The sequence below is a fragment of the Paracoccus halophilus genome (genome assembly GCF_000763905.1).
Taxonomy (GTDB): domain Bacteria; phylum Pseudomonadota; class Alphaproteobacteria; order Rhodobacterales; family Rhodobacteraceae; genus Paracoccus; species Paracoccus halophilus.
In genome coordinates, this window is sequence record NZ_JRKN01000006.1 from 121,437 (window position 1) to 142,133 (window position 20,697).

Annotated in this window: 20 protein-coding genes; 9 read left to right on the forward strand and 11 right to left on the reverse strand. The window is 67.0% G+C overall.

The annotated features are described in order from the left end of the window. Positions 1-131: 131 nt before the first annotated feature. The 10 genes from IT41_RS06325 to IT41_RS06370 all read right to left on the reverse strand — a co-directional run bounded on the left by IT41_RS06325 (position 132) and on the right by IT41_RS06370 (position 9,156). Positions 132-404 (reverse strand): hypothetical protein, encoded by a 273-nt coding sequence (locus IT41_RS06325; RefSeq protein ID WP_036739536.1) that lies wholly within the window; start codon positions 402-404, stop codon positions 132-134. Next, positions 361-1,902, reverse strand: coding sequence for a nitrite reductase (locus IT41_RS06330; RefSeq protein ID WP_036739538.1), 1,542 nt, complete (start codon positions 1,900-1,902; stop codon positions 361-363). Before IT41_RS06330 ends, IT41_RS06325 begins: the two co-directional genes overlap by 44 nt. Continuing rightward, the gene (nirJ, locus tag IT41_RS06335; RefSeq protein WP_036739540.1) at positions 1,877-3,094 is read right to left on the reverse strand and encodes a heme d1 biosynthesis radical SAM protein NirJ; all 1,218 of its coding nucleotides are present in this window, start codon (positions 3,092-3,094) and stop codon (positions 1,877-1,879) included. Before nirJ ends, IT41_RS06330 begins: the two co-directional genes overlap by 26 nt. 14 nt (positions 3,095-3,108) lie before the next feature. After that, a complete protein-coding gene (gene ahbB, locus IT41_RS06340; protein ID WP_036739542.1) occupies positions 3,109-3,591 on the reverse strand; it encodes a siroheme decarboxylase subunit beta in 483 nt (160 codons plus the stop codon). Next, positions 3,588-4,061: an Lrp/AsnC family transcriptional regulator gene (locus IT41_RS06345; RefSeq protein WP_036739544.1), complete on the reverse strand. Its 474-nt coding sequence runs from the start codon at positions 4,059-4,061 to the stop codon at positions 3,588-3,590. The genes ahbB (IT41_RS06340) and IT41_RS06345 overlap by 4 nt, the downstream gene beginning before the upstream one ends. After that, positions 4,058-5,029 (reverse strand): siroheme decarboxylase subunit beta, encoded by a 972-nt coding sequence (gene ahbB / locus IT41_RS06350; RefSeq protein WP_036739545.1) that lies wholly within the window; start codon positions 5,027-5,029, stop codon positions 4,058-4,060. The genes IT41_RS06345 and ahbB (IT41_RS06350) overlap by 4 nt, the downstream gene beginning before the upstream one ends. Before the next feature lie 2 nt (positions 5,030-5,031). Further along, positions 5,032-6,183: a cytochrome D1 domain-containing protein gene (locus IT41_RS06355; protein WP_036739547.1), complete on the reverse strand. Its 1,152-nt coding sequence runs from the start codon at positions 6,181-6,183 to the stop codon at positions 5,032-5,034. Continuing rightward, a complete protein-coding gene (locus tag IT41_RS06360; RefSeq protein ID WP_036739549.1) occupies positions 6,180-6,491 on the reverse strand; it encodes a c-type cytochrome in 312 nt (103 codons plus the stop codon). The genes IT41_RS06355 and IT41_RS06360 overlap by 4 nt, the downstream gene beginning before the upstream one ends. Next, on the reverse strand, positions 6,484-7,269 hold the full coding sequence (gene cobA / locus IT41_RS06365; protein WP_052081302.1) for a uroporphyrinogen-III C-methyltransferase: 786 nt from the start codon (positions 7,267-7,269) through the stop codon (positions 6,484-6,486). The genes IT41_RS06360 and cobA overlap by 8 nt, the downstream gene beginning before the upstream one ends. Positions 7,270-7,338: 69 nt before the next feature. Next, positions 7,339-9,156 carry a cytochrome D1 domain-containing protein gene (locus IT41_RS06370; protein ID WP_036739551.1) on the reverse strand — a complete coding sequence of 606 codons (1,818 nt, stop codon included), beginning with the start codon at positions 9,154-9,156 and terminating at the stop codon, positions 7,339-7,341. A gap of 136 nt (positions 9,157-9,292) precedes the next feature. Between IT41_RS06370 and IT41_RS06375 the strand changes: the two genes are divergently transcribed. The 7 genes from IT41_RS06375 to IT41_RS06405 all read left to right on the forward strand — a co-directional run bounded on the left by IT41_RS06375 (position 9,293) and on the right by IT41_RS06405 (position 18,109). Further along, on the forward strand, positions 9,293-11,350 hold the full coding sequence (locus IT41_RS06375; RefSeq protein WP_036739553.1) for a NosR/NirI family protein: 2,058 nt from the start codon (positions 9,293-9,295) through the stop codon (positions 11,348-11,350). Beyond that, a complete protein-coding gene (locus IT41_RS06380) occupies positions 11,347-12,531 on the forward strand; it encodes an NnrS family protein (protein ID WP_036739555.1) in 1,185 nt (394 codons plus the stop codon). Before IT41_RS06375 ends, IT41_RS06380 begins: the two co-directional genes overlap by 4 nt. After that, positions 12,528-13,436 (forward strand): FAD:protein FMN transferase, encoded by a 909-nt coding sequence (locus IT41_RS06385; protein WP_231564699.1) that lies wholly within the window; start codon positions 12,528-12,530, stop codon positions 13,434-13,436. Before IT41_RS06380 ends, IT41_RS06385 begins: the two co-directional genes overlap by 4 nt. 73 nt (positions 13,437-13,509) lie before the next feature. Continuing rightward, positions 13,510-13,962, forward strand: a complete 453-nt coding sequence (locus IT41_RS06390; RefSeq protein ID WP_036739557.1) for a c-type cytochrome — start codon at positions 13,510-13,512, stop codon at positions 13,960-13,962. Between the two features lie 12 nt (positions 13,963-13,974). Next, positions 13,975-15,363 carry a cbb3-type cytochrome c oxidase subunit I gene (locus tag IT41_RS06395; protein WP_036739558.1) on the forward strand — a complete coding sequence of 463 codons (1,389 nt, stop codon included), beginning with the start codon at positions 13,975-13,977 and terminating at the stop codon, positions 15,361-15,363. 3 nt (positions 15,364-15,366) lie between these two features. Then, the gene (locus tag IT41_RS06400) at positions 15,367-16,179 is read left to right on the forward strand and encodes a CbbQ/NirQ/NorQ/GpvN family protein (protein ID WP_036739559.1); all 813 of its coding nucleotides are present in this window, start codon (positions 15,367-15,369) and stop codon (positions 16,177-16,179) included. A gap of 7 nt (positions 16,180-16,186) precedes the next feature. Continuing rightward, positions 16,187-18,109, forward strand: a complete 1,923-nt coding sequence (locus tag IT41_RS06405; protein ID WP_036739560.1) for a nitric oxide reductase activation protein NorD — start codon at positions 16,187-16,189, stop codon at positions 18,107-18,109. 41 nt (positions 18,110-18,150) lie between these two features. Here the strand turns inward: IT41_RS06405 and IT41_RS06410 are convergent, their stop codons facing one another. Beyond that, positions 18,151-18,825 carry a Crp/Fnr family transcriptional regulator gene (locus tag IT41_RS06410; RefSeq protein ID WP_036739562.1) on the reverse strand — a complete coding sequence of 225 codons (675 nt, stop codon included), beginning with the start codon at positions 18,823-18,825 and terminating at the stop codon, positions 18,151-18,153. A gap of 107 nt (positions 18,826-18,932) precedes the next feature. On the opposite strand from IT41_RS06410, the gene IT41_RS06415 reads away from it, so the two are divergent. Next, positions 18,933-19,376 (forward strand): pseudoazurin, encoded by a 444-nt coding sequence (locus IT41_RS06415; protein ID WP_036739563.1) that lies wholly within the window; start codon positions 18,933-18,935, stop codon positions 19,374-19,376. Positions 19,377-19,526: 150 nt separating this feature from the next. After that, entirely contained in the window at positions 19,527-20,522 is a 996-nt protein-coding gene (locus IT41_RS06420; RefSeq protein WP_036739565.1) for a serine hydrolase domain-containing protein, read from the forward strand. The last annotated feature ends 175 nt before the right edge of the window (positions 20,523-20,697 follow it).

The window sequence follows — 20,697 nt, forward strand, 5'->3', positions numbered from 1 at the left end:
GGCGGTCCAGTCGGAAATGTGCCGGGGAAGAGGAGCCAGACGATTTGGCCGGGATGGCGCGTTGGAAGACCCCCGCGCCGGGGGCGCTGCCCCCGGACCCCCGGGATATTTGGATGAAGAAGAAAGGGCCGCTAGCTGCGATCCGGAGGGGCGGCCTGATCCATCAGGCCCCTGATCCATCTGCCCGCCGCCCAGGTCGCGGGGATGCCGAGGACGACGGCGAACGCCGCCGCGCGATAGGGCGACCAGACGGCGAAGCCCAGCCAGCTGGCGAGCAGCGACAGCATGAACAGGTTGATCCAGACCGCCGCCGCCGCGAAAGGATAGAAGAGCAGCGCCAGTTTCCAGACCGGCCAGCCCTCAGTGGCTGGTTCCGTCTTCGAAGGTGATCTTGTTCCAGACATTGTATTTCCCCGAGGGTTTGCGCATCGGCAGGCGCTTCACCTCTTGCAGCGTTTTGGCGTCATAGACCACGACGGCGCCCTCGTCCTCCCACAATGACACAAGCACATGGCTGCCGTCGCGGGTGAATTCGGCATGGGCGAAGGTCTGGCCCGGAAAGGGTTTCAGCGCCTTGACGATCTGCAGGCTTTGCTTGTCGATCACCAGCATCTGGTCCTTGTTGGGACCGAAGAACACATCCGCCCAGAGATAGGGGCTGTTGGCATGGCTGCGCAGGAAGAATCCCGGCCCGGGGGTTTCGATCTGCCCGACCAGCGACCAGTCCTGCATGTCGATGACCGACAGCACCCCTTCGCCCAGATGCGGGGTGGCCATGACGCGGCGGCCGTCCCGTTCCCAGGTGATGCCCGAACCAAGATGCGGCAGGCCCGGCAGCGGCAGTTCCGCGATGATGCGGCCGACATCCAGATTGACCACCACGCCCTTGTCGCCGTTCCGGTTGGCGCCGATCAGTTCGCGATAATCGGGCGAAAAGAAGAAATCATCTACCGGCTCGTCAATTACGATTCGGCGGCGGGCAAAAAGGCCCTTTTCAGCGCCCAGAGCCTCTTCGGCGCCGCTTTGGTAATTGTGGACAAAACCGTCATAGAAGGGTCCCGCCTCGGGGTCGGTTGCGATCTCCCATATTTCCGGAGCGTCCTTCAGCGCCAGAATGAAGCTGTCGCGGGCGGGCGCCTGATAGACGGCGCTGACGCGGCTGGGGGTCTTGTCGCGGGCGATGACCTCGATCATCTTGACCGGGGACAGATCGCGGCTGTCCAGAATGGTCAGGCTGGCGGGCAGGTAATTGGCCACGGCCAGCCATTTCCCGTCCGGGCTGATCGCGATATTGCGGCTGTTCAGCGCGGCGCGGGTCCGGCCGACCTCGGACAGCGACCAGATATCGTATTTCTGCACCCAGCCGTCGCGCGACATGATATAGACGAAACGCCCGTCGGGGCTGAATTTCGGCCCGCCATGGACCGCGAAGGGGGTGGCGAAACGATCCAGCACCTGGAACGTATCGCCGTCCAGAACGCTGACGTGGTGATCGCCGGTTTCCACCACCAACGTGATATTCATCGGGTCGCCGCTGAAAACCGGCGCATCGGCGGGGCGGTAATCGGGATTCATGCTGCGGCTGGCGGTGATCTGGTCGGCGCCCCAATCGGGAAGTGTGGCCAGCGGGGTCTTGAGATACCCCACGAGCGCAGCGATCCGTTCGGGCGACAGATCGCCCGCGAAGCCCGCCATCTGGGTCGAGACTCGGCCCTCGGCGATGATCCGGTCGACATCCCTGACCCGGCCCAGTGTTTCCGGGATCAGCGCCGGGCCGGTGCCACCCAGCCGGTCCTCGCCATGGCAGGACGCGCAATAATCCGCGTAATCCGCCGCCGGATCGGCCATCGCTGCCATCGGCAGCAGCGCCAGCAGGCTACAGGAAACGATGCGCCGGATCATGGCTTTTTCCCCGGAAAGGCGTGACGGCAAGGCGGTCCAGATCGGCGTCCTCGACCCCGATTTCCCGCGCGCTGAGGTAACAGGCCGGGTCCTCGGCCCACGGATCCCCGGTCAGTTGCAGGGCGCGGATGCGGGTATTGCCGCCGCAGACCGATTGATAGGCACAAGCCCCGCAGCGCCCCTTGAGCGGACGCGGGCGGGTTCGCAGCGTGGCAAGGATCGCGTCATCCCCGGTCCAAAGCTCGGAAAACGGGCGTTCCTTGACCGATCCGACGGTGTAATCCGACCAGTAGGTATCGGGATGCACCCTGCCCTGCGGGTCGATATTGCCGACCCCCAGCCCCGAGGAATTGCCGCCCCATGCCTGCAGATGCGCGCGCAGATTGGCGAGGGCTTCGGGGGCGAAACGTGCCTCGGCCCAACGCATGAAATAGACCGCGTCGGCATCGTTATTGCCGGTGACGACCTCGAAGGGTTCCCCCGCCTCGACCGCCGCCCAGGCGCGAGCGATCAGCAGATCCATCGCGCGGCGGGTATGATCATGGGCGGTATCCTCGGCCCGGTGCTTGTCGCCGCGCCCGGCATAGACCAGATGCGACAGGTAGAACTTGTCCACGCCCTCGTCCCGGCACAGATCCAGCATGGCGGGCAGGTGATGGGCATTGTCGCGCGTGATGGTAAAGCGCAGGCCCACCTTGACGCCGCGCGACTTGCAGGCGCGCACCCCGTCCAGCGCCTGCTGATACGCCCCATCGACCCCGCGGAACCAGTCGTTGACCGCGCCGATCCCGTCCAGCGAGATGCCCACATAGTCAAATCCCAGATCGGCCAGCCGGTCCACGTTTTCGGCATTGATCCTGGTGCCGTTGGTGGACAGCGACAGGTGGCGAAAATCCAGCCGCCGGGCCTCGGCCGCCAGATCCCAGAAATCGAAGCGCGACAGCGGCTCGCCGCCCGACAGGATCAGGGCCGGGATGCGGAAATCCGACAGGTCGCGCAGCACCGCCATGGCCTGGTCATGGGTCAATTCGCCCGGAAATGGACGGTCGGCCGAGACCGTATAGCAATGGCGGCATTTCAGGTTGCAGCTGCGCGTGAGGTTCCAGATCACCACCGGCTTGACCGGGCCGCGACGCGGGCGCGGCGGCGTGGGGCTGCGAAGCTGGTGCATGTATTGGGTCAGGCGGAACATGGGGCCTCCTTTTTTCAGCCAGCGCGCAGGCGCAGGCCGGTCTTTTTCAGGATCCGGGTGGAATACAGGATGTCGTCGGCGCGGCAGGCATCGCCCAGGATGTCGCGCAGTTCGGCGCGCTTGCTCTCGACCTCGGCGCGCGATGAGCCATGCAGCATGGCAAACAGGTTATAGCGCCAGACCGGCGCGCGCGGCCGCAGATAGCAATGGGTCACGAAATCCAGCGCCCCGATACGGTGGCCAAGATCCGATGCCTGCGCGTCATCGACATCCCAGACGCTCATGCCGTTGGCGGTCATGCCAAGCGCGTAATGGTTGGGCGCGATGGCGATGCGGCGAATGATGCCGCGGTCGCGCATCGCGGTAAGACGATAGATGACCTCGGCCTCGCTGAGATCCAGCGCGCGGGCAATCTGCTCATAGGGTCGGTCGGTCAGCGGCAGCCCGGCCTGGGTCGCCTCGATCAGACGGCGGTCGGTGCGGTCCAGATCGCTCATGCCCGCACCCGGAAATTGACATAGAATTCCTGCAACTTGGGGAACCTCCAGACGGTCAGGCCGGTCTCGGCCTGGATGCGGGCGGCGGTTTCCGCGATGCCCTCGGGGGTTTCGCTCGCCAGCACGAACCACATGTTCAATTCGTGGTCGCGGGCATAGTTATGCGCCACCTCGGGATGGGCGTTGACCAGATCCGCGATGCGGTCGAAATCCTCGGCCGGCGCGGCAAGCGCACAGAGGCAGAACGCCCCGCCCATCGCCGCCGCGTCGTAAAACGGCCCGAAGCGGGTGATCGCGCCGATCTCGCGCAGGCGGGACAGGCGCCGGATCAGTTCCCCGCCGGTCAGGCCCAGCGGTCTGGCTGCCTGATCGAAGGGATGCGGGCTCAGCGGAAAGCCCTCTTGCAGCGCGTTCAGGATGGCGCGGTCGGTGGCGTCCAGCGCCTCTTCGGGCAGGGTATGACGGGTCATGCCGCGACCTCGGTGATGATGGCGCCGCGTTGCCGGAAACAGCGGGTCGAGAACAGGATGCGATGCGGCACGCCCGCCAGTTCCGGCAGCGCCCGGGCACGGTCCAGCACCGCCATCGCCTCGGGGCGGGTGCGGGCGTGGATCATGCAGAACAGCGGCCAGTCCCAGAGCCCCGGTACCCGGCGCCGCTGATAGCACAGGGTGACGCCGGGCACGCGCGCCAGTGCCGTGCCGGCGGCGGCTATCGCCGCGTCGGGCAGGTGCCAGACGACCATGGCGTTTTCCCGCCAGCCAAGCGCGCGGTGGCGCACGATCACGCCGACGCGGGTCAGGATGCGCGCCCGGGCAAGCGCCGCGATCCGGGCGATGATCTCGGCCTCGTCGCGGGCCAGATCCTCGGCCAGCGCGGCAAAGGGGCGCGGCACCAGCGCCAGCCCGCTGGAGAGCGCCTGCATCAGCGGCCGGTCGCCCGGCCGCAGCGCCGACAGATCGGCGGGCCGGTCCAGCGCCATGCTGCGGCGCGGGCCGTCCAGCGGAAAGCCCAGATCGATATTGAAGGCGCGGACCAGCGGCAATGACAGTACCTGCAGCCGCGTCGCGGCCTCGATCCGGGCGAGGCTCGCGGCCAGCGCATCGGCGTCCGGCGCGGTGACCACCAGCCACAGGTTCCAGTCATCCTCGCGCAGATAGGAATGGTTCACGCCCGGCTCGGCCCCGGCCAGTGCCGCGACCTCGTCGATGCGCGCCGGCGGCACTCGCAGCGCGGCAAGGGTCGAGGCCCCGGCCGTGTTCGGCCGGCAGGTCGCGCCGACCCGCGCGATGCGCCCGGCCGCCTGCAGGCGGCACAGACGGTCGATCACCTCGGCCTCATCCCTGCCCAGCCGGGCGGCGATGGCGGCAAAGGGGCGCGGCACCAGCGGCAGGTCGCGCTGGAAATCGTCAAGCAGGCAGCGGTCCAGATCGTCCATGTTCACAGCCCCGTCCGATGCGCGCGGTCGGTAAAGAATATGCCCGAAGGCGCCTGCGCCGGAATTTCGCCCAGCAGCTCGTGGCTGCGGGCATCGCGGATTTCCACGCGGTTCTCGTCGCGGACGGACAGCCACACCTCGCGCCCGCGCGGGGCGAATTCCATGTGCAGGACGCCCTTGCCCGGGGTCAGCGTGTCGGTGACCTGCCGCGTCAGCACATCCACAACCTGCACCTTGTCATTGTCGGGCGGCGCGAAATTCACCCAGACCTCGCGCTTGTCGGGGCGGGCGACGGCAAAGACCGGCTGGCCGGCCAGATCGGTGCGGGCGATCTCAGACAGGGTCGCCGCATCGACCCAGAGCAACTGGTGCAGGCCCACGGCGGGCAGCGCATAGATGCCGTCCGCCAGCGTCCAGCCCTGAAGATGCGGCATCTTGTAGACCGGCAGATCGGGCTGGTCCTTGCCGTAATCGGGCAGAAAGCGCGTGGCCCGGGGCGGATCCTGCCACAGATCGACCGCCGTCAGCCCCTTTTCGCCGAAAAGCCCGACGATATAGGTGCGCCCGTCGCCGGTCAGCAGCGCGTCATAGGGGTTGGCGCCGATCCCCGTCAGCTTTGTGATCACAGGATCGGCCGGTTCGGCGGAATGATCCAGCAGCCAGACCTCTCCGGTATCCCAGGTGGCGACGACAAAGCGCCCGCCGGGCACATCCGCGATGCCCACGGTTTTCGAGCCCATGGGGATATCGGCAACCAGTTCCAGCGTCTCGGCATCGAACACCTTGACCCCGCCCGGCTCGTAGTTCGAGACCGCGACCAGCCGGCCATCGTCGGAAATCGCCCCGCCGATGGAATTGCCGGCCTGCACCACGCGATTGACGATGGCCCGCGTCAGGATATCGACCTTGGTCAGCCCGCCATCGCGCCCGAAGACATAGGCGAAACGCTCATCCGGGGAATAGACGAGGCTGGCATGGGACAGATCCCCCAGCCCCTCGATCCGGCCGATGGCGGCGCGTTCGCTGCGATCCACGACCAGCAGCGAGCCGGCCTCGCGTTCGACGATCAGGCCCAGATCGCCGGTGCCGCGCAACTCCTCGGCACCGGCCGGAGCGATCAGCAGCATAAGCAGGGCGATGGCGCGAAAGATCATGGCGTTTCCTTTTGCAGAAGGTAGTCGGCGATCCAGCGCGCCTCGTCCTCGGACAGAAGCGGACGCCAGCCGGGCATGGCGGTGCCGGGCATGCCGTCAAGGATCACGGTGGTCAGCTCGTCCGGGTCGCGCCCCGCCAGATCGGCGGGGGTGATGGCGCGGCCCAACCCGCCGGTCAGGCGCAGCCCGTGGCACGAGCCGCAATCCTGCCGGACCAGATGGCGCAATTCCTGCGCCCGGTCGGGCGTGACCGGGCCGGCGCCGGCGGGCAGCGCCAGAACGGCCAGCACTGCCGCAAGCCTAGCCATGCGATGCCAGCTTGCAAAACGGCGCGGCGTCCAGCGCCGCAAGCGGCAGCGCCTCGTCCCGCGCCAGCCCGGCGACATGGCCGATAACGAACAGCACCGGCGCCGGCATCGGCTTGGCCTCAAGCGCGGCGGCGATCCCCGAAAGCGATGCGCTCAGGCGCTGCTCGCTGGCGGTGGTGGCGCGGGAAACCGCCAGCACCGGCAGATCGGCGGGCATGCCGTGGCGGATCAGCTGCGCCGCGATTTCGGCCATGTTCGCGGCGCCCATATAGACGACCAGCGTGGTCTGCGGATCGGCGAGCGAGGCCCAGTCCAGATCCAGCGCCGCATCCCGCGCGCGGTGCCCGGTGACATAGCGCAAGCCGGTCGCCAAGCCGCGATGGGTCAGCGGAATGCCCGCCGACAGGGCTGCGCCCTGCGCGGCGGTAATGCCCGGAACCTGCTCGCAAGGGATGCCGGCGGCGATCAGCGCCTCGTATTCCTCGCCGCCGCGGCCGAAGATGGTCGGGTCGCCCCCTTTCAGCCGCGCGACGCAAAGCCCCGCGCTGGCCAGTTCGATCAGAAGCGCGTTGATGCGCTCTTGCGGCACGGGATGAAAGCCCGCGGCCTTGCCGACCGAAATGCGCCGCGTGCCGGCGGGCACGCAACCCATGATTTCGCCGGAAACAAGGCGGTCGTAAACCACCACATCGGCCGATTGCAGCAGACGCAGCGCACGGACGGTCAGCAGTTCCGGGTCGCCCGGCCCCGCGCCGATAAGATGAACCCTGCCGGTCATCTGACACCCCCTATTGATTTCTTTCTGCCTGGGCGGGGGCGCGAACGCCCCTGCCTTGGTCGATACGGATCAATAGATATCGGACTTGGTGTTATAGACGTTGAACTTGCCCGTGGGCGTCACCAGGCGCGGGTCCTTGATGACATGCTTCATCTCGAGCGTCTTGTCGTCCACCACGACGATGGCGGATTCCTGATCCTTGCCGTTCCACAGGCTGAACCAGACCTCGGTGCCTTCCTTGTTGAATTCGCCCTGCACGACGCGGGGCTGGCCCTCGGTGATGCCGGCCCATTCGGCCAGCGGCAGGGTGACGAATTCGGGATCCGTCTCGGCATCCGTCATCTTGGTGGTGTCGAAGACCGCGACCGAGCCGGAAATCTCGGCATCCGGGTTCAGCGTCGCATCGACATAGAGATATTTCGAGTTCGGATGCGTCTTGACGAAAAGCGAGCCACCACCCAGCGCCGGGAAGCTGTCGACGATCTTCCAGGCATAATCGGGGTTGTTCTCGGGATCGGTGCCGATCAGCGCCACCGATTCCTCGCCCATATGCGAGGTCGCCCAGACCGGACCGAAGGTCGGGTGAACGAAGTTCGCGCCGCGGCCCGGATGCGGGGTCTGGCCGCCGGTATCCTCGATCGCGACCAGCTTGCCCTCCTTGGTGTCGATGACCACCAGCTTGTTGCGGGCATTGGCGGCGGTGATGAAATAACGCCGCGTGCTGTCCAGACCGCCATCGTGCAGGAAACGCTCGGCCTCGATCTCGGTGGTCTTGAGGTTTTTCAGGTCGGTATAGTCGACCAGCAGGATTTTCCCGGTTTCCTTGACGTTGACGATGAATTCCGGCCGGTAATGGCTGGCCAGGATCGCGGCGACGCGCGGTTCGGGGTGATATTGCTGTTCGTCATAGATCATGCCGCGGGTGGACTTGATCTTGAGCGGCTCGAGCGTCTCGCCGTCCATGATCACGTATTGCGGCGGCCAATAGGCGCCGGCAATGGCGTATTTGTCCTCGTAGCCTTCCATCTTCGAGGTCTCGATCGAGCGCGCCTCGGCGCCGATCTTGATTTCGGCCACCGTGGCGGGTTCTTCCATCCACAGGTCGATCATGTTGATCTTGGCGTCGCGGCCGATCACGAAGAGATAGCGCCCCGAGGCCGACATGCGGCTGATATGGACGGCATAACCGGTATCCAGAATCGACTTGATCTCGTAGCTGGCGCCGTCGATCAGGGCGATCTGGCCGGCATCGCGCAGGGTGACGCTGAACAGGTTGTCCAGATCCCAGTCGTTCATCTGCTCGGTCGGGCGATCCTCGGGGGCGACCAGCACCTTCCAGCTTTCCTTCATCTCCGTCATGCCGAATTCCGGCGGCGCGGCCGGGTCCAGCATCAGGTAATTGGCCATCAGATCGACCTGTTCGGGCGTCAGTTCGCCCGAGGTGCCCCAGTTCGGCATGCCGGCGGGCGAGCCGTAATTGATGAAGGTCTGCAGGTAGTCAAAGCCCAGTTCGCGCGTCAGGTCGGGCGTCAGCGCCTTGCCGGTCGCGCCGTTGCGCAGCACGCCGTGGCAACCGGCGCAGCGCTCGAAATAGATCTTGTTGGCCTCGTTATACTGCGCCTCGGACAGCGCGGTCACGCCTTCGGGCGCGCCGGGGGCCTCGACCGGTTCCTGCGCCAGGACGTCGAGCGAGGGCTCGTAGCGGTTGTCGGTCTTGGTCTCGTGGTCCTCCAGCGCGGCCTTGGCTTCGGGCGACAGTTCCTGTTCGGCGGGGGCCGGTTCAGCGGGCGCCTGTTCCTGCGCGGTCGCCGAATAAGGTCCCAGAACAAGTGCCAGTGCCGCTGTCGCCAACAGCCGCCTGCTCGCGGGTGGGATGCTGTATCTCATCTCTGGCTTTCCTAATTTGCTTGAGCGCGTCCGAGCCCTTTCTGCGCAGATTTCGCGGCCGGAGCTTTGACCATAATCAAGGCCCGGCGACCGAATTCGCGCCATCAGCAAAGGGAAACATGAGGCGCGGTCAGGAATGCTTGGCAAATCATCACCGATCGGGCGGGTTCTGGCCTGGCTGTTTGCCCTGGTGATTCTGGCCGGCCTGACCCTGCCCGCCGGGGCGCAGGAGCCCGGGCTGACCGCCAGCGCCGCGCAGGAGCTGTTTGCCCAGGACCGTCCGGTCACCGTCGAGCGGCGCGAGGCGCCGGTGCCCGGCTGGCGCGTGAGTGCCGGCAACGAGGTGCTGGGCATGGTCGGCTCGACCTGGGAAATCGCCGCCACGACGGGCTATTCGGGCAAGCCGCTGGACGTGCTGGTCGCCGTGACCCCGCAGGGCGCCATCGCCGGCGCGCGGCTGATCCGGCAGACCGAGCCGGTGCTGAGCCTGGGCATTTCCGACGCCGATATCGCGGCCTTCGTGGACGGGTTTCGCGGCGTCGATCTGATGCGCGATCACTCCGCTTTGGGGCCGGACCCGGCCCTGCCCGACGTGATTTCACGCGCCACCGTCTCGACCGGGGTGATCCGCGACGGCATCCTGCGCACCGGGCGCGTGCTGGCGCAGGCGCAGGGGCTGGGCGGCGGCGGCATCGACCGGGTCGGCTATCGTCCCGCGACATGGGCCGATCTGCTGGCCGAGGGCGCCTTTGGCCACAGCCTGACCACGATGAACGACGCGGCGCGGGCCTTTGCCGGGGCCAAGGTTCCCGTCACCGGATCGGACGCCCCGTTTCTGGAGGTCTATGCCGGGCTGATCGACCCGCCCACCATCGGCCGCAACCTGCTGGGCGATCTGGATTTCACCGCCGCCGCCGGAGCGCTGGCGCCCGGTCAGGCGCTGGTCGCGATCATGTCGCGCGGCCTTTACAGCCCGCGCGGCAGCGAATGGCGACGCTCGGGCCGGTTCGAGCGGATCGTCTTTCAGCAGGGCGATACCCGCATCGAGCCGGTCGATTCCGATTTCACCATGGTCGAGAAACTGGCCCTGCCGGATGCGCCGGAATTCAAGGAAATCAGCCTGTTTAGGCTGAATTCCGACCCCGCCTCGGGCGGCATCGACCCGCGCCGGCCCTTTGATCTGATCGTCACCGCCACCCGCCCGCTGGCCGATGGGGGCGAGGGCGAACTGCCGATCCGCACCGCCATCGCCCTGCCGCAGGCGTTTCAGGTCGCGGCGCCGGTCGAAACCCCGCTCTGGCAGGAATTCTGGCAGCAGAAGCGGGCCGGCATCGCCGTGGTCGGCGCCATGCTTTTCGTGCTGGCGCTGATCCTTTTCGGGCAAGAGGCGCTGGTGCGGCGCAAGACCCTGTGGCTGCGGGTGCGGCTGGGCTTTCTGCTGACCACGCTGGTGGTGCTGGGCTGGGGGCTCAACGGCCAGCTATCGGTGGTGCAGGTCGTGGCCTTCCTGAATTCGCTGCTTTCGGGTTTCCGCTGGGAAACCTTCCTGATCGAGCCGGTCATCTTCCTGATCTGGTCGGCGGTCGCGCTTGGCCTGCTGTTCTGGGGCCGTGGCGTGTTCTGCGGCTGGCTGTGCCCCTTTGGCGCGTTGCAGGAGCTGACCAACGCGCTGGCGCAGCGCCTGGGGGTGCGCCAGATCGCGGTGCCTCAGGCGCTGCACGAACGGCTTTGGGTGATCAAGTACACGCTTTTCGTGGCCATTGTCGCGCTGAGTTTCTACAGCATGGAGCAGGCGCTGCTGCTGGCCGAGGTCGAACCCTTCAAGACCGCGATCTCCATGCGCTTCATGCGCGCCTGGCCCTTTGTGCTGTTCGTTCTGGTGCTGCTGACGGCGGGGCTGTTCATCGAGCGGTTCTATTGCCGCTATATCTGCCCGCTGGGTGCCGGGCTTGCGATCCCGGCCAAGCTCAAGGTCTTTGACTGGCTCAAGCGGCGCCCGCAATGCGGCCGCGAATGCCGGCTGTGCGAAACGAAATGCACGGTTGGCGCCATTGACCCGCTGGGTCGAATCAACCCGAATGAATGCGTGCTGTGCCTGCGTTGCCAGGTGGTGATGAACGACCCGCAGACCTGTCCGGTGCTCAAGCGCCGGGCCAGGGGCGCAGCCGCATCCGCGCCGAAGGAGGCGACATGAAACCTGCATATCTTTTCAAGGCCGGCTGGCGCGTGTTCTTTCTGGCCGCCGGCATCTGGGCGATGATCTCGGTCGCGGTCTGGACCCTGTGGCTGGCCGGGCTGGGCGGCAGCGGCACGGGCGCGGGCGTCGCGCCGCAGCTTTGGCACGCGCATGAGATGATCTTTGGCTACGCGACGGCGGCGATGGGCGGGTTCTTCCTGACCGCGGTGCCGAACTGGACCGGCGCCAAGGCCGCGCCCGAGCGTTTCGTGATGCTGGTCGCGGGGCTGTGGCTGGCCGGGCGGCTGGCGGTGGCGCTGGCCGGGCTGCTGCCGCCGGTGCTGGTCGCGGCGATCGACCTGTCCTTTCTGCCGGTGCTGGCGGCCAAGGTGCTGACCCAGCTGATGGCCCGGCCCAAGCCGCAGAACATGATGTTCCTGCTGCTGATCACCATGGTCTGGAGCGCCAATCTGCTGGTCCATCTGGAATGGCTGGGGCTGGCGGGAACCGAATGGCTGGGACTGCGCGGCGGACTGCTGGCCATCGCCGCCATGATCGCCGCGCTTGGCGGTCGCGTGACCCCGGCATTCACCCGCAACGCCCTGATCCGCGCCGGGCGCGAGGATCGCCTGCCGGTCAGCCGCCCATGGCTGGACCTGCCCGGCACCGCGCTGCCGATCCTGACCGCGCTTGTCGTGCTGGCCGGCGCGCCCGATGCGATCGGCGGGATTCTGGCGATCGCGGCCGGGCTGGTCGCCGCCGCGCGGCTGTCGGGCTGGCGGCCGCTGGCGCTGCCCGGCCAGCCGATCGTCTGGGCGCTGCATCTGGGCTATGCGATGCTGGCCCTGGGGCTTGTCGTCTGGGGGCTGGCGCAGCTGGGCTGGGGCAGCGAAACCGGCGCGCTGCACATCCTTGGCATCGGCGCCATCGGCGGCATGACGCTGGCAGTGATGAGCCGCGCCTCGCTGGGTCATAGCGGCCGGGCGCTGGTCGCGCCGCGTGCCGTCGCCATCGCCTATGGGCTGATCCCGCTGGCCGTGGCGCTGCGTTGGGCCGGCTCGGCCTTTGCGGCAAGCTTTTACCTGCCGGGGGTGATCGGCTCGGGCCTGCTCTGGTGCGCGGCCTTCGCGCTCTATCTCGGGGCGCTGTGGCCAATATTCTTCGAGCTCCGCCGGAACGAGGCGGAGGTCGCCGCATGATGAACCGGCGCCGCTTTCTGACGCTGAGCGCCTGCGCGGCATGGCCGCTGCGCGCGTCGGCGGCGCCGCAGGAATGGCGCGGCCGCGCCATGGGCGCCGATGTCACGCTGCGCCTGCGCGGCGCCGGCCCAGCCCAGGCCCGCGCCTTTTTCACCGAGGCGGCGCGGCTTCTGGCCCATGTCGACAGCCAGTTTTCGCTGCATCGCAATTCGGATCTGGCGCGGCTCAATCGCGACGGATCGCTGCGGTTTCCCGATGACGACATGCTGGCGCTGCTGGAACTGTCGGATGAGCTGCATCGCGCGACCGGCGGCATGTTCGACCCCACCGTGCAGCCCCAATGGCTGGCCCGCGCGCGGGGCGAGAACGAAGAGGCCGCCCGCGCCCTGACCGGCTGGCAGCGGGTGGAACGGTCGCCGCGCGAAATCCGGCTGCGCCGCCCGGGCATGGCGCTGACCCTGAACGGGATCGCGCAGGGCTGGGCCGCCGACCGGCTGGCCGGCGCGGCCGCGCGCCACGATCTGACCGACCTGCTGATCGACACCGGCGAGATCCGCGCCATCGGCGCGCGCGGCTGGCGCGCCGGGCTGGCCGATGCGCAAGGCCGCCTGCACCGCCAGATCGTGCTGCGATCCCGCGCCGTCGCCACCTCGTCGCCCGAAGGGACCCGGATCGGGCCCGGGCATGCGCCCCATATCCTGGCAGCCGATGGCCGCGCGCCGCTTTGGGACACGATCTCGGTCAGCGCGCCCTCGGCGGCTTTGGCCGACGGGCTGTCGACTGCGCTCTGCCTGATGTCCCGGCAGGCGATGGATGCCGCCCTGCGGCGGCTGCCGCAATGCCGCCTCGAACTGGCTTTGCCACGGAAAAACGCGGCGGAAAAACCAGATAGCGCCGCTATTTGACTTCGGTCAATGAACGACTCGGGCCATGCGCCCAGTGAGGGGATACCCGCAATAACAGATAGGTACCCGCGTCATGAGCGAGATCATGACCAAGAGCATGGCCCGGAACGTCTTTTATGGCGGCTCGATCTTTTTCATCGTCGTCTTCGGCCTGCTTACTGTTCATAGCCATATCTACGCCCGCACCAAGGCCGTGGATGAAACGCAACTGACCGCCTCGGTCCGCGAGGGCAAGCATATCTGGGAACGGAATGCCTGCATCAATTGTCACACGCTTCTGGGTGAGGGTGCCTATTTCGCGCCGGAACTGGGCAATGTGATGAAACGCTGGGGCGTGCAGGACGATCCCGAGGCCGCCGTCGAAACGCTGAAAGGCTGGATGCAGGCCATGCCCACCGGCATCGAGGGGCGCCGCCAGATGCCCTTTTTCGACCTGACCGACGAGGAATTCCGGGCATTGTCCGACTTCCTGCTGTTCACCGGCACGATCAATACCCAGAACTGGCCGCCGAACGATGCCGGCTGAGGGGGAAAAACGATGAAATATCAATCACAACGCATTGCCTTTGCCTATATCATCTGCGCCATGGCCCTGTTCGCCATCCAGGTGTCGGTCGGGCTGCTGATGGGCTGGATCTATGTCAGCCCGAATTTCCTGTCCGAGCTTCTGCCCTTCAACATCGCGCGGATGCTGCACACCAACAGCCTGGTGGTCTGGCTGCTGCTGGGTTTCTTCGGCGCCACCTATTACATCCTGCCCGAGGAGACCGAGCGCGAGATCCATTCGCCCACGCTGGCCTATCTGCAGCTTGCGATCCTGGTGATCGGCACGCTGGGCGCGGTCATCACCTATGTCTTCGACCTGTTCCACGGCAACTGGCTGCTGGGCAAGGAAGGCCGCGAATTCCTTGAGCAGCCGAAATGGGTCAAGGTCGGCATCGCCGTCGCCGCCATCATCTTCATGTACAATGTCAGCATGACCGCGCTGAAGGGCCGTCGCACGGCGGTCACCAACGTGCTGCTGATGGGGCTGTGGGGGCTGGTGCTGCTGTGGCTCTTTGCCTTCTACAACCCGGCCAACCTGGTGCTGGACAAGCAATACTGGTGGTGGGTCATCCATCTGTGGGTGGAAGGCGTCTGGGAACTGATCATGGCCTCGATCCTGGCCTTCCTGATGCTGAAGCTGACCGGCGTGGACCGCGAGGTGGTCGAGAAATGGCTTTACGTCATCGTCGCCACGGCGCTGTTCTCCGGCATTCTCGGCACCGGGCACCATTACTACTGGATCGGCCTGCCGGCATATTGGCAATGGGTCGGCTCGATCTTCTCGAGCTTCGAGATCGTGCCCTTCTTCGCGATGATGTCCTTCGCCTTCGTCATGGTCTGGAAGGGCCGGCGTGACCACCCGAACAAGGCCGCGCTGGTCTGGTCGCTGGGCTGCACGGTGCTGGCCTTTTTCGGGGCGGGTGTCTGGGGCTTCCTGCACACGCTGCACGGGGTGAACTATTACACCCACGGTACCCAGATCACCGCCGCGCATGGGCACCTGTCCTTCTATGGCGCCTATGTCTGCCTGGTGCTGGCGCTGGTCAGCTATACCATGCCGATCATGCGCAACCGCGACCCCTATAACCAGGTGCTGAACATGGTCTCGTTCTGGCTGATGTCCTCGGGGATGGTGTTCATGACCGTGACGCTGACCTTCGCGGGCGCGATCCAGACCCATATGCAGCGGGTCGTCGGCGACTATTACATGGAGGTTCAGGACGGGCTGGTGCTGTTCTACTGGATGCGCTTCGGCTCTGGTCTGGCGGTGGTGATCGGGGCGCTCCTGTTCATCTATTCGGTCATGTTCCCGCGCCGCGAGGTGGTCGAGGCCGGCCCGATCCAGAAACACAAGGACGGCCATCTGGAGGCCGCGGAGTAAGTGATGAACGCGCATGTGAAACCCCAAGCGAAAGGGGCGGCCGACGCCCCTTTCTATCTGCCGCATGCCGACGAGGTCGCGGTGTTCGAGGCCGCCGCCGCCAACGACCTGCCGGTCCTGCTGAAAGGCCCGACCGGCTGCGGCAAGACCCGCTTCGTCAGCCATATGGCCGCCCGCCTGGGCCGGCGGCTTTATACCGTCGCCTGCCATGACGACCTGTCCGCCGCCGATCTGATCGGCCGCTATCTGCTCAAGGGCGGCGAAACCGTCTGGACCGACGGCCCGCTGACCCGCGCCGTGCGCGAGGGCGCGATCTGCTATCTCGACGAGGTGGTCGAGGCGCGCAAGGACGTGACCGTGGTTCTGCACCCGCTGACCGACGACCGCCGCATCCTGCCCATCGACCGCACCGGCGAAGAGATTGAGGCCGCGCCCGGCTTCATGCTGGTCGCCAGCTACAACCCCGGCTACCAGAACATCCTGAAAACGCTGAAACCCTCGACCCGGCAGCGGTTTCTGGCGATGGAGTTCGATTTCCCCGCGCCCGAGCGAGAAATCCAGATCGTGGCGCGCGAAAGCGGCCTGGACCCCGAGCGCGTCAAGGGGCTGGTGCGGCTGGCGGGCAAGATCCGCGGCCTCAAGGGCCAGGACCTGGAGGAAGGCGTCTCGACCCGGCTGGTGGTCTATGCCGCCACGCTGATCGCCCGGGGCATGGGCATCGACCGCGCCATCGAGGCGACGATGATCGAGCCGCTGACCGATGACGACGAAACCAAGCGCGGCTTGCGCGACCTGTCGGCGGCGGTGTTCGGCTGAGGCGGAAATGCATCTGGAACTTGAACCCTGGGAGCCCGAGGAAACCGTCGGCAAGCTGTGGCACGTCTGGGCCAGCGGCTTTGACGCGCCACGGGACTTTGCCGATCAGTCGGTGACGCTGGCCGAGGTCTCGGCCCGGCTCGCCGTGCTGTTTCGCGGCCTTGGCGGCGCCCCCTCGGTCGAGATCCGGCCCGCATCGGCGCAGGTCTCGCGCCACCGGATCAGCTGGCGGCGCAAGCTCGGGACCGAGGCCGAGACCGTCCCCTCGGCCCGGTTCGACGGCGAGATCCTGCGCCTGCCGGAAAGCCTGTCCGTGCTGCCCACGCGCCAGGCGAACGGGACGCTTTACCTGTGGCTGGCGGCCTGTGCCGCGCATGAGGCGCGCCCCGATCGGCAGACCGATCCGCTGGCCCGCGATCTGGCCCGGATCGGCGCGGCGCGGCGCGCGGCGCAGGCCACGCTGGACGATGCGCCCGGTCTGCGCGGGCTTTACCGCGACCTGTGCGCGCTGACCCTGCAATTGCGCCCGCAAGGCGGCCTGCCCCCGTTTGAGGCGAATGTCGAGGCGATCATCCGCCACAGTCTTGGCGATCCCGCCCCGCTCAGCCCGCTGTCGCGGGAATGGCTGGCAATGCTGGACGCACCCCAGGTCACCGCGCCGCGCGGCTATCAGCCCATGCGGCCGGTGCCGCTCTGGCCCGATTTCACCCGCCCCGACGAAACCGACCCGGCGGCCTCGGGCGAACAGCCCGACGGCATCGCCGCCGATCACGCCGATCCGCGCATGTTCCGCGCCCGCCGCCGCAAGAGCGATCAGGCCGAGCGGCGCGACAGCCTGATCCTGCACAAGTTCGAGGCCCTGCTGTCATGGGCCGATCTGATGAACCTCAACCGGCATGTCGACGATGACGATCAGGACGATGCGAAGAAGGCGGCCGAGGATCAGGAAGAACTGGGCCTTGGCCAGGTGTCGAAAGCCCCGGCGACGCGCCTGCGGCTGCATCTCGATCTTGCGCCCGAGGACGCGGATCTTGAGGCCGTGGCCGGCATCCATACCTATCCCGAATGGGACGCGCGGCGCGGGCGCTACCTTGCCGACCATGTGCGCGTGCTGGAAAACCGCGCGGCCGAGGATGCCGATGCGGAAATGATCCACGACGCGGCGGCGCAACGCCGCATCCGCGCCGTGCGGCGCCAGTTCGAGGCCCTGCGGCCGGGCCGTATCACCACCACCGGCCACCGCGATGGCGAGGAACTGGATGCCGACCTCGTCGTGCGCAACGCGGCCGAGTTGCGCGCGACGGGGCAGGGCAGCGACCGCATCTGGCGGCAGTCGCGGCCGATGGCCCGCAACCTTGCGGTCTCGATCCTGCTGGATGTCTCGCGCTCGACGGAAAGCGCGGTCACCGGCCGCGCGGTGATCGACATCGAGCGCGAGGCGCTGGCGGCACTGGCCTGGGGGCTGGACGCCTGCGGCGACAGTTTCGCGATCAACGCCTTTTCCTCGTTGAAGCGCGACCGGGTATTCCTCAGCGCCTGCAAAAGCTTCGACGAACCGATGACGCGCGCGGTCGAACGGCGCATCGCCGGGCTGCGGCCGCGTTTCTATACCCGGCTGGGGGCGGGCATCCGCCATGCCTCGGCCGGGCTGTCGGCGCAGGCCAGTCACCGCCGCCTGCTGCTGATCGTCACCGATGGCAAGCCGAATGATCTCGACCATTACGAGGGCCGCCACGGCATCGAGGACAGCGCCCGCGCCGTGCGCGAGGCCCGCATGCGCGGCCATGCCGTCCATGCCGTCACCGTGGACCGCGACGGCAAGACCTGGTTTCCCCGGATTTTCGGCCAGGGCGGGTTTTCACTGATCCCGCATCCCGACCACCTGCTGGCGGCGCTGCCGGCGATCTATCGGCAGCTGGTGGGCACATGATGCGCGCCACCCTGCCCCCCGGCCTGCGCCCGGCGCCGGCCCTAATCCTGTGCCAGCAGGCGCAACTGGGCGATGTCGTCGATCACCGCCTTGCTGGAATCGACCTTGACGCCATGTTCGCGCAGCCGGGCAAAGGCCCGCGACAGGCTTTCGGGCTGCATCCCCAGATTGCCGGCGATCAGCCGCTTGTTATAGGGCAGAGCGACCTCGCAGGGGCCGCTTTCCGCCTCGGTCAGGGTGCTCAGGAACTGGGCCACGCGCTGGACGCCGGTATGCGCCTTGAGGTTTTCGATCTGGTTCACCAGCGCCTGAAAATGGACGAAGGTCGAGGCCAGAAGCCCGATCGCGAATTCCGGGTTCTCCAGCAGGACGTGACGCAGCCGGGTGCCGTCGATCTGCAGCAGCGTGCAATCGGAAATCGCCTCGGCGGTGACCGGATAGGGCGTGCCGCGCAGCGCCATCGCCTCGGCAAAGCTGCGGTTGCGGCCCAGGATCGACACCACCGCCTCGGCCCCGCCGGGCGTCATGCGCGACAGCTTGACAAAGCCCCGCAGCACGATGAACACCGCCCTGGCCGGATCGCCTTGCAGGAAGATCGTCTCGCCCTCGGCATAGGAGCGCTGGACCGAATCCTTGAGCAGCCGGTCGCGAACCTCTTCGCTCAACCCATTGAGCAAGACGGATTTCCTGACCGCCTCGGACAGCGGCGCTTTCATCTTACCCTCATTCTTCGGACCAAGAGTGCCGAGTTTCGCATGCCCAGCCAGCGAGGAAAAGCCCAGTTCGGCATGCGCCTTGCCTTACCAAAACCAAGGAGTAATCCATGAAACTGACCGCAACGCTGAAACCCGCCCTTGCCATTCTGTGCCTTTCGGCCCTGCCTGCCCTGGCCGCGAATCACGAGGTGCATATGCTCAACAAGGGCGAACGGGGCGTCATGGTCTTCGAGCCGGCCTTTGTCCAGGCCGAGCCAGGCGACACCATTACCTTCATCCCCACCGACAAGAGCCATAACGTCGAATCCCTCAAGGGCATGATCCCGGAAGGGGTCGAGGCGTTCAAGAGCAAGGTGAACGAGGAATTCGTCCTGAACGTCGAGGTGCCCGGCCTTTACGCCGTGAAATGCACGCCGCATGTGGTGATGGGCATGGTCGGGCTGATCCAGGTCGGCGGCGACGCGCATAATTACGACAGCGTGGCCGAGGGCAAGCTGCCCAAGAAAGCGCGCGAGCGGATGGACGAGGATCTGGCCAGCGTCACCCGCTGACCCACCCGCGGCCTCGGCCCGGACCGTTTTGGCCAGCCTTCGGGCTGGCCTTTTTCCTGTCACGATCCCGCGCGATGCGCGCGGCCGGGCTTTGAAAATCGCCCGCCCCGCCCCAGATTCAGGGCGTGCGACAAGCAAGGGGGCCGTGACATGGCAAGGATTTCCCGCCGGGATCTGACCAGCGCTCTTGGTGCCGCGCTGGCCATGCCGCTGCTGGCGCGCCGCGGCGCGGCACAGGACGCATTGCGGGCCATCGCGGCCGAGGCGCGGCAGCTGACGCAGCTGCGCGCGCTGGTCCTGCACCAAAGGGGCCGGCGCCTGTTTGCCGAGGCATTCCGGGACCCGCCCCTGACGCGGCCGGCCAATATCAAATCCGTCTCCAAGAGCATCGTCGCGCTGCTGACCGGCATCGCCATCGATCGCGGCGTGATCAGGGGCACCGCGCAGCCGGTCCTGCCGCTCTTGGGCCGTGCCCCCTTTGGCGACGCCCGCGACCGGCTGACCGTCGCCGATCTGCTGAGCATGCGCGCCGGGCTGGCCAGCACCTCGGGCGAGGATTACGGCGCATGGGTGTCCAGCAGCGACTGGGTGGAATTCGCGCTGACCCGGCCGCTTGAGGACACGCCGGGCGGGCGCTTCATCTATTCGACCGGCGGCTGGCACATCCTTGGCGCGGCGCTGGCGCGGGCGGCCGGCCGCGACCTGCACCAGCTTGCCCGCGAATGGCTGGGCGATCCGCTGGGCATCGCGATCCCGCCATGGATCCGCGATCCGCAGGGCCGGTTCATGGGCGGCAATGACATGGCGATCAGCCCGCCAGGACTGGCGCGGATCGGCGACATGCTTCTGAATGGCGGCGAAATCGACGGCCGGCGGGTGGTCAGCCGGGCATGGCTGGAAACCTCGTGGCGGCCACGCGCGCGGTCGCCCTTTTCCGGCGACCGCTATGGCTATGGCTGGTTCCTGACCCGCTATGGCGGCCAGTCCGGGATCTATGCGCGGGGCTATGGCGGACAGTTGCTGGCGATCCTGCCGGGCTCGGGCCTGTGCATCGCCATCACCTCGGACCCCGGCCTGCCGGCGCGCGGCGATGGCCATTTCGGCGATCTGCGGCGCCTGGTCGAACGGATCGCGGCCGAGTTCTAGCCGCGCGTCGCGGGTCTGTACGTCATTCCATTCGCTGAACGAAGCCACCTTGACACTCGCGCTTTCGCCGGTCGAAACTATGTCGCTGAGAAGGAAGAGTTTTTACAAGAGATTTTTTCAATGCCCGGATTCTCTGCTCTGCGGTATTCCGCACGAGAGATTACGATCCGACCCT

Bases quoted from the DNA above. Each gene is read 5' to 3' on its own strand.
- IT41_RS06400 (WP_036739559.1), top strand. From the start codon at position 15,367: ATGAACGCGCATGTGAAACCCCAAGCGAAAGGGGCGGCCGACGCCCCT.
- IT41_RS06385 (WP_231564699.1), top strand. From the start codon at position 12,528: ATGATGAACCGGCGCCGCTTTCTGACGCTGAGCGCCTGCGCGGCATGG.
- IT41_RS06345 (WP_036739544.1), bottom strand. From the start codon at position 4,061: ATGACCCGTCATACCCTGCCCGAAGAGGCGCTGGACGCCACCGACCGC.
- cobA (WP_052081302.1), bottom strand. From the start codon at position 7,269: ATGACCGGCAGGGTTCATCTTATCGGCGCGGGGCCGGGCGACCCGGAA.
- IT41_RS06415 (WP_036739563.1), top strand. From the start codon at position 18,933: ATGAAACTGACCGCAACGCTGAAACCCGCCCTTGCCATTCTGTGCCTT.
- IT41_RS06360 (WP_036739549.1), bottom strand. From the start codon at position 6,491: ATGGCTAGGCTTGCGGCAGTGCTGGCCGTTCTGGCGCTGCCCGCCGGC.
- ahbB (WP_036739545.1), bottom strand. From the start codon at position 5,029: ATGGACGATCTGGACCGCTGCCTGCTTGACGATTTCCAGCGCGACCTG.
- IT41_RS06410 (WP_036739562.1), bottom strand. From the start codon at position 18,825: ATGAAAGCGCCGCTGTCCGAGGCGGTCAGGAAATCCGTCTTGCTCAAT.
- IT41_RS06405 (WP_036739560.1), top strand. From the start codon at position 16,187: ATGCATCTGGAACTTGAACCCTGGGAGCCCGAGGAAACCGTCGGCAAG.
- ahbB (WP_036739542.1), bottom strand. From the start codon at position 3,591: ATGAGCGATCTGGACCGCACCGACCGCCGTCTGATCGAGGCGACCCAG.
- IT41_RS06370 (WP_036739551.1), bottom strand. From the start codon at position 9,156: ATGAGATACAGCATCCCACCCGCGAGCAGGCGGCTGTTGGCGACAGCG.
- IT41_RS06330 (WP_036739538.1), bottom strand. From the start codon at position 1,902: ATGATCCGGCGCATCGTTTCCTGTAGCCTGCTGGCGCTGCTGCCGATG.
- IT41_RS06420 (WP_036739565.1), top strand. From the start codon at position 19,527: ATGGCAAGGATTTCCCGCCGGGATCTGACCAGCGCTCTTGGTGCCGCG.
- IT41_RS06375 (WP_036739553.1), top strand. From the start codon at position 9,293: ATGCTTGGCAAATCATCACCGATCGGGCGGGTTCTGGCCTGGCTGTTT.
- IT41_RS06380 (WP_036739555.1), top strand. From the start codon at position 11,347: ATGAAACCTGCATATCTTTTCAAGGCCGGCTGGCGCGTGTTCTTTCTG.
- IT41_RS06390 (WP_036739557.1), top strand. From the start codon at position 13,510: ATGAGCGAGATCATGACCAAGAGCATGGCCCGGAACGTCTTTTATGGC.
- IT41_RS06395 (WP_036739558.1), top strand. From the start codon at position 13,975: ATGAAATATCAATCACAACGCATTGCCTTTGCCTATATCATCTGCGCC.
- nirJ (WP_036739540.1), bottom strand. From the start codon at position 3,094: ATGTTCCGCCTGACCCAATACATGCACCAGCTTCGCAGCCCCACGCCG.
- IT41_RS06325 (WP_036739536.1), bottom strand. From the start codon at position 404: ATGTCTGGAACAAGATCACCTTCGAAGACGGAACCAGCCACTGAGGGC.
- IT41_RS06355 (WP_036739547.1), bottom strand. From the start codon at position 6,183: ATGATCTTTCGCGCCATCGCCCTGCTTATGCTGCTGATCGCTCCGGCC.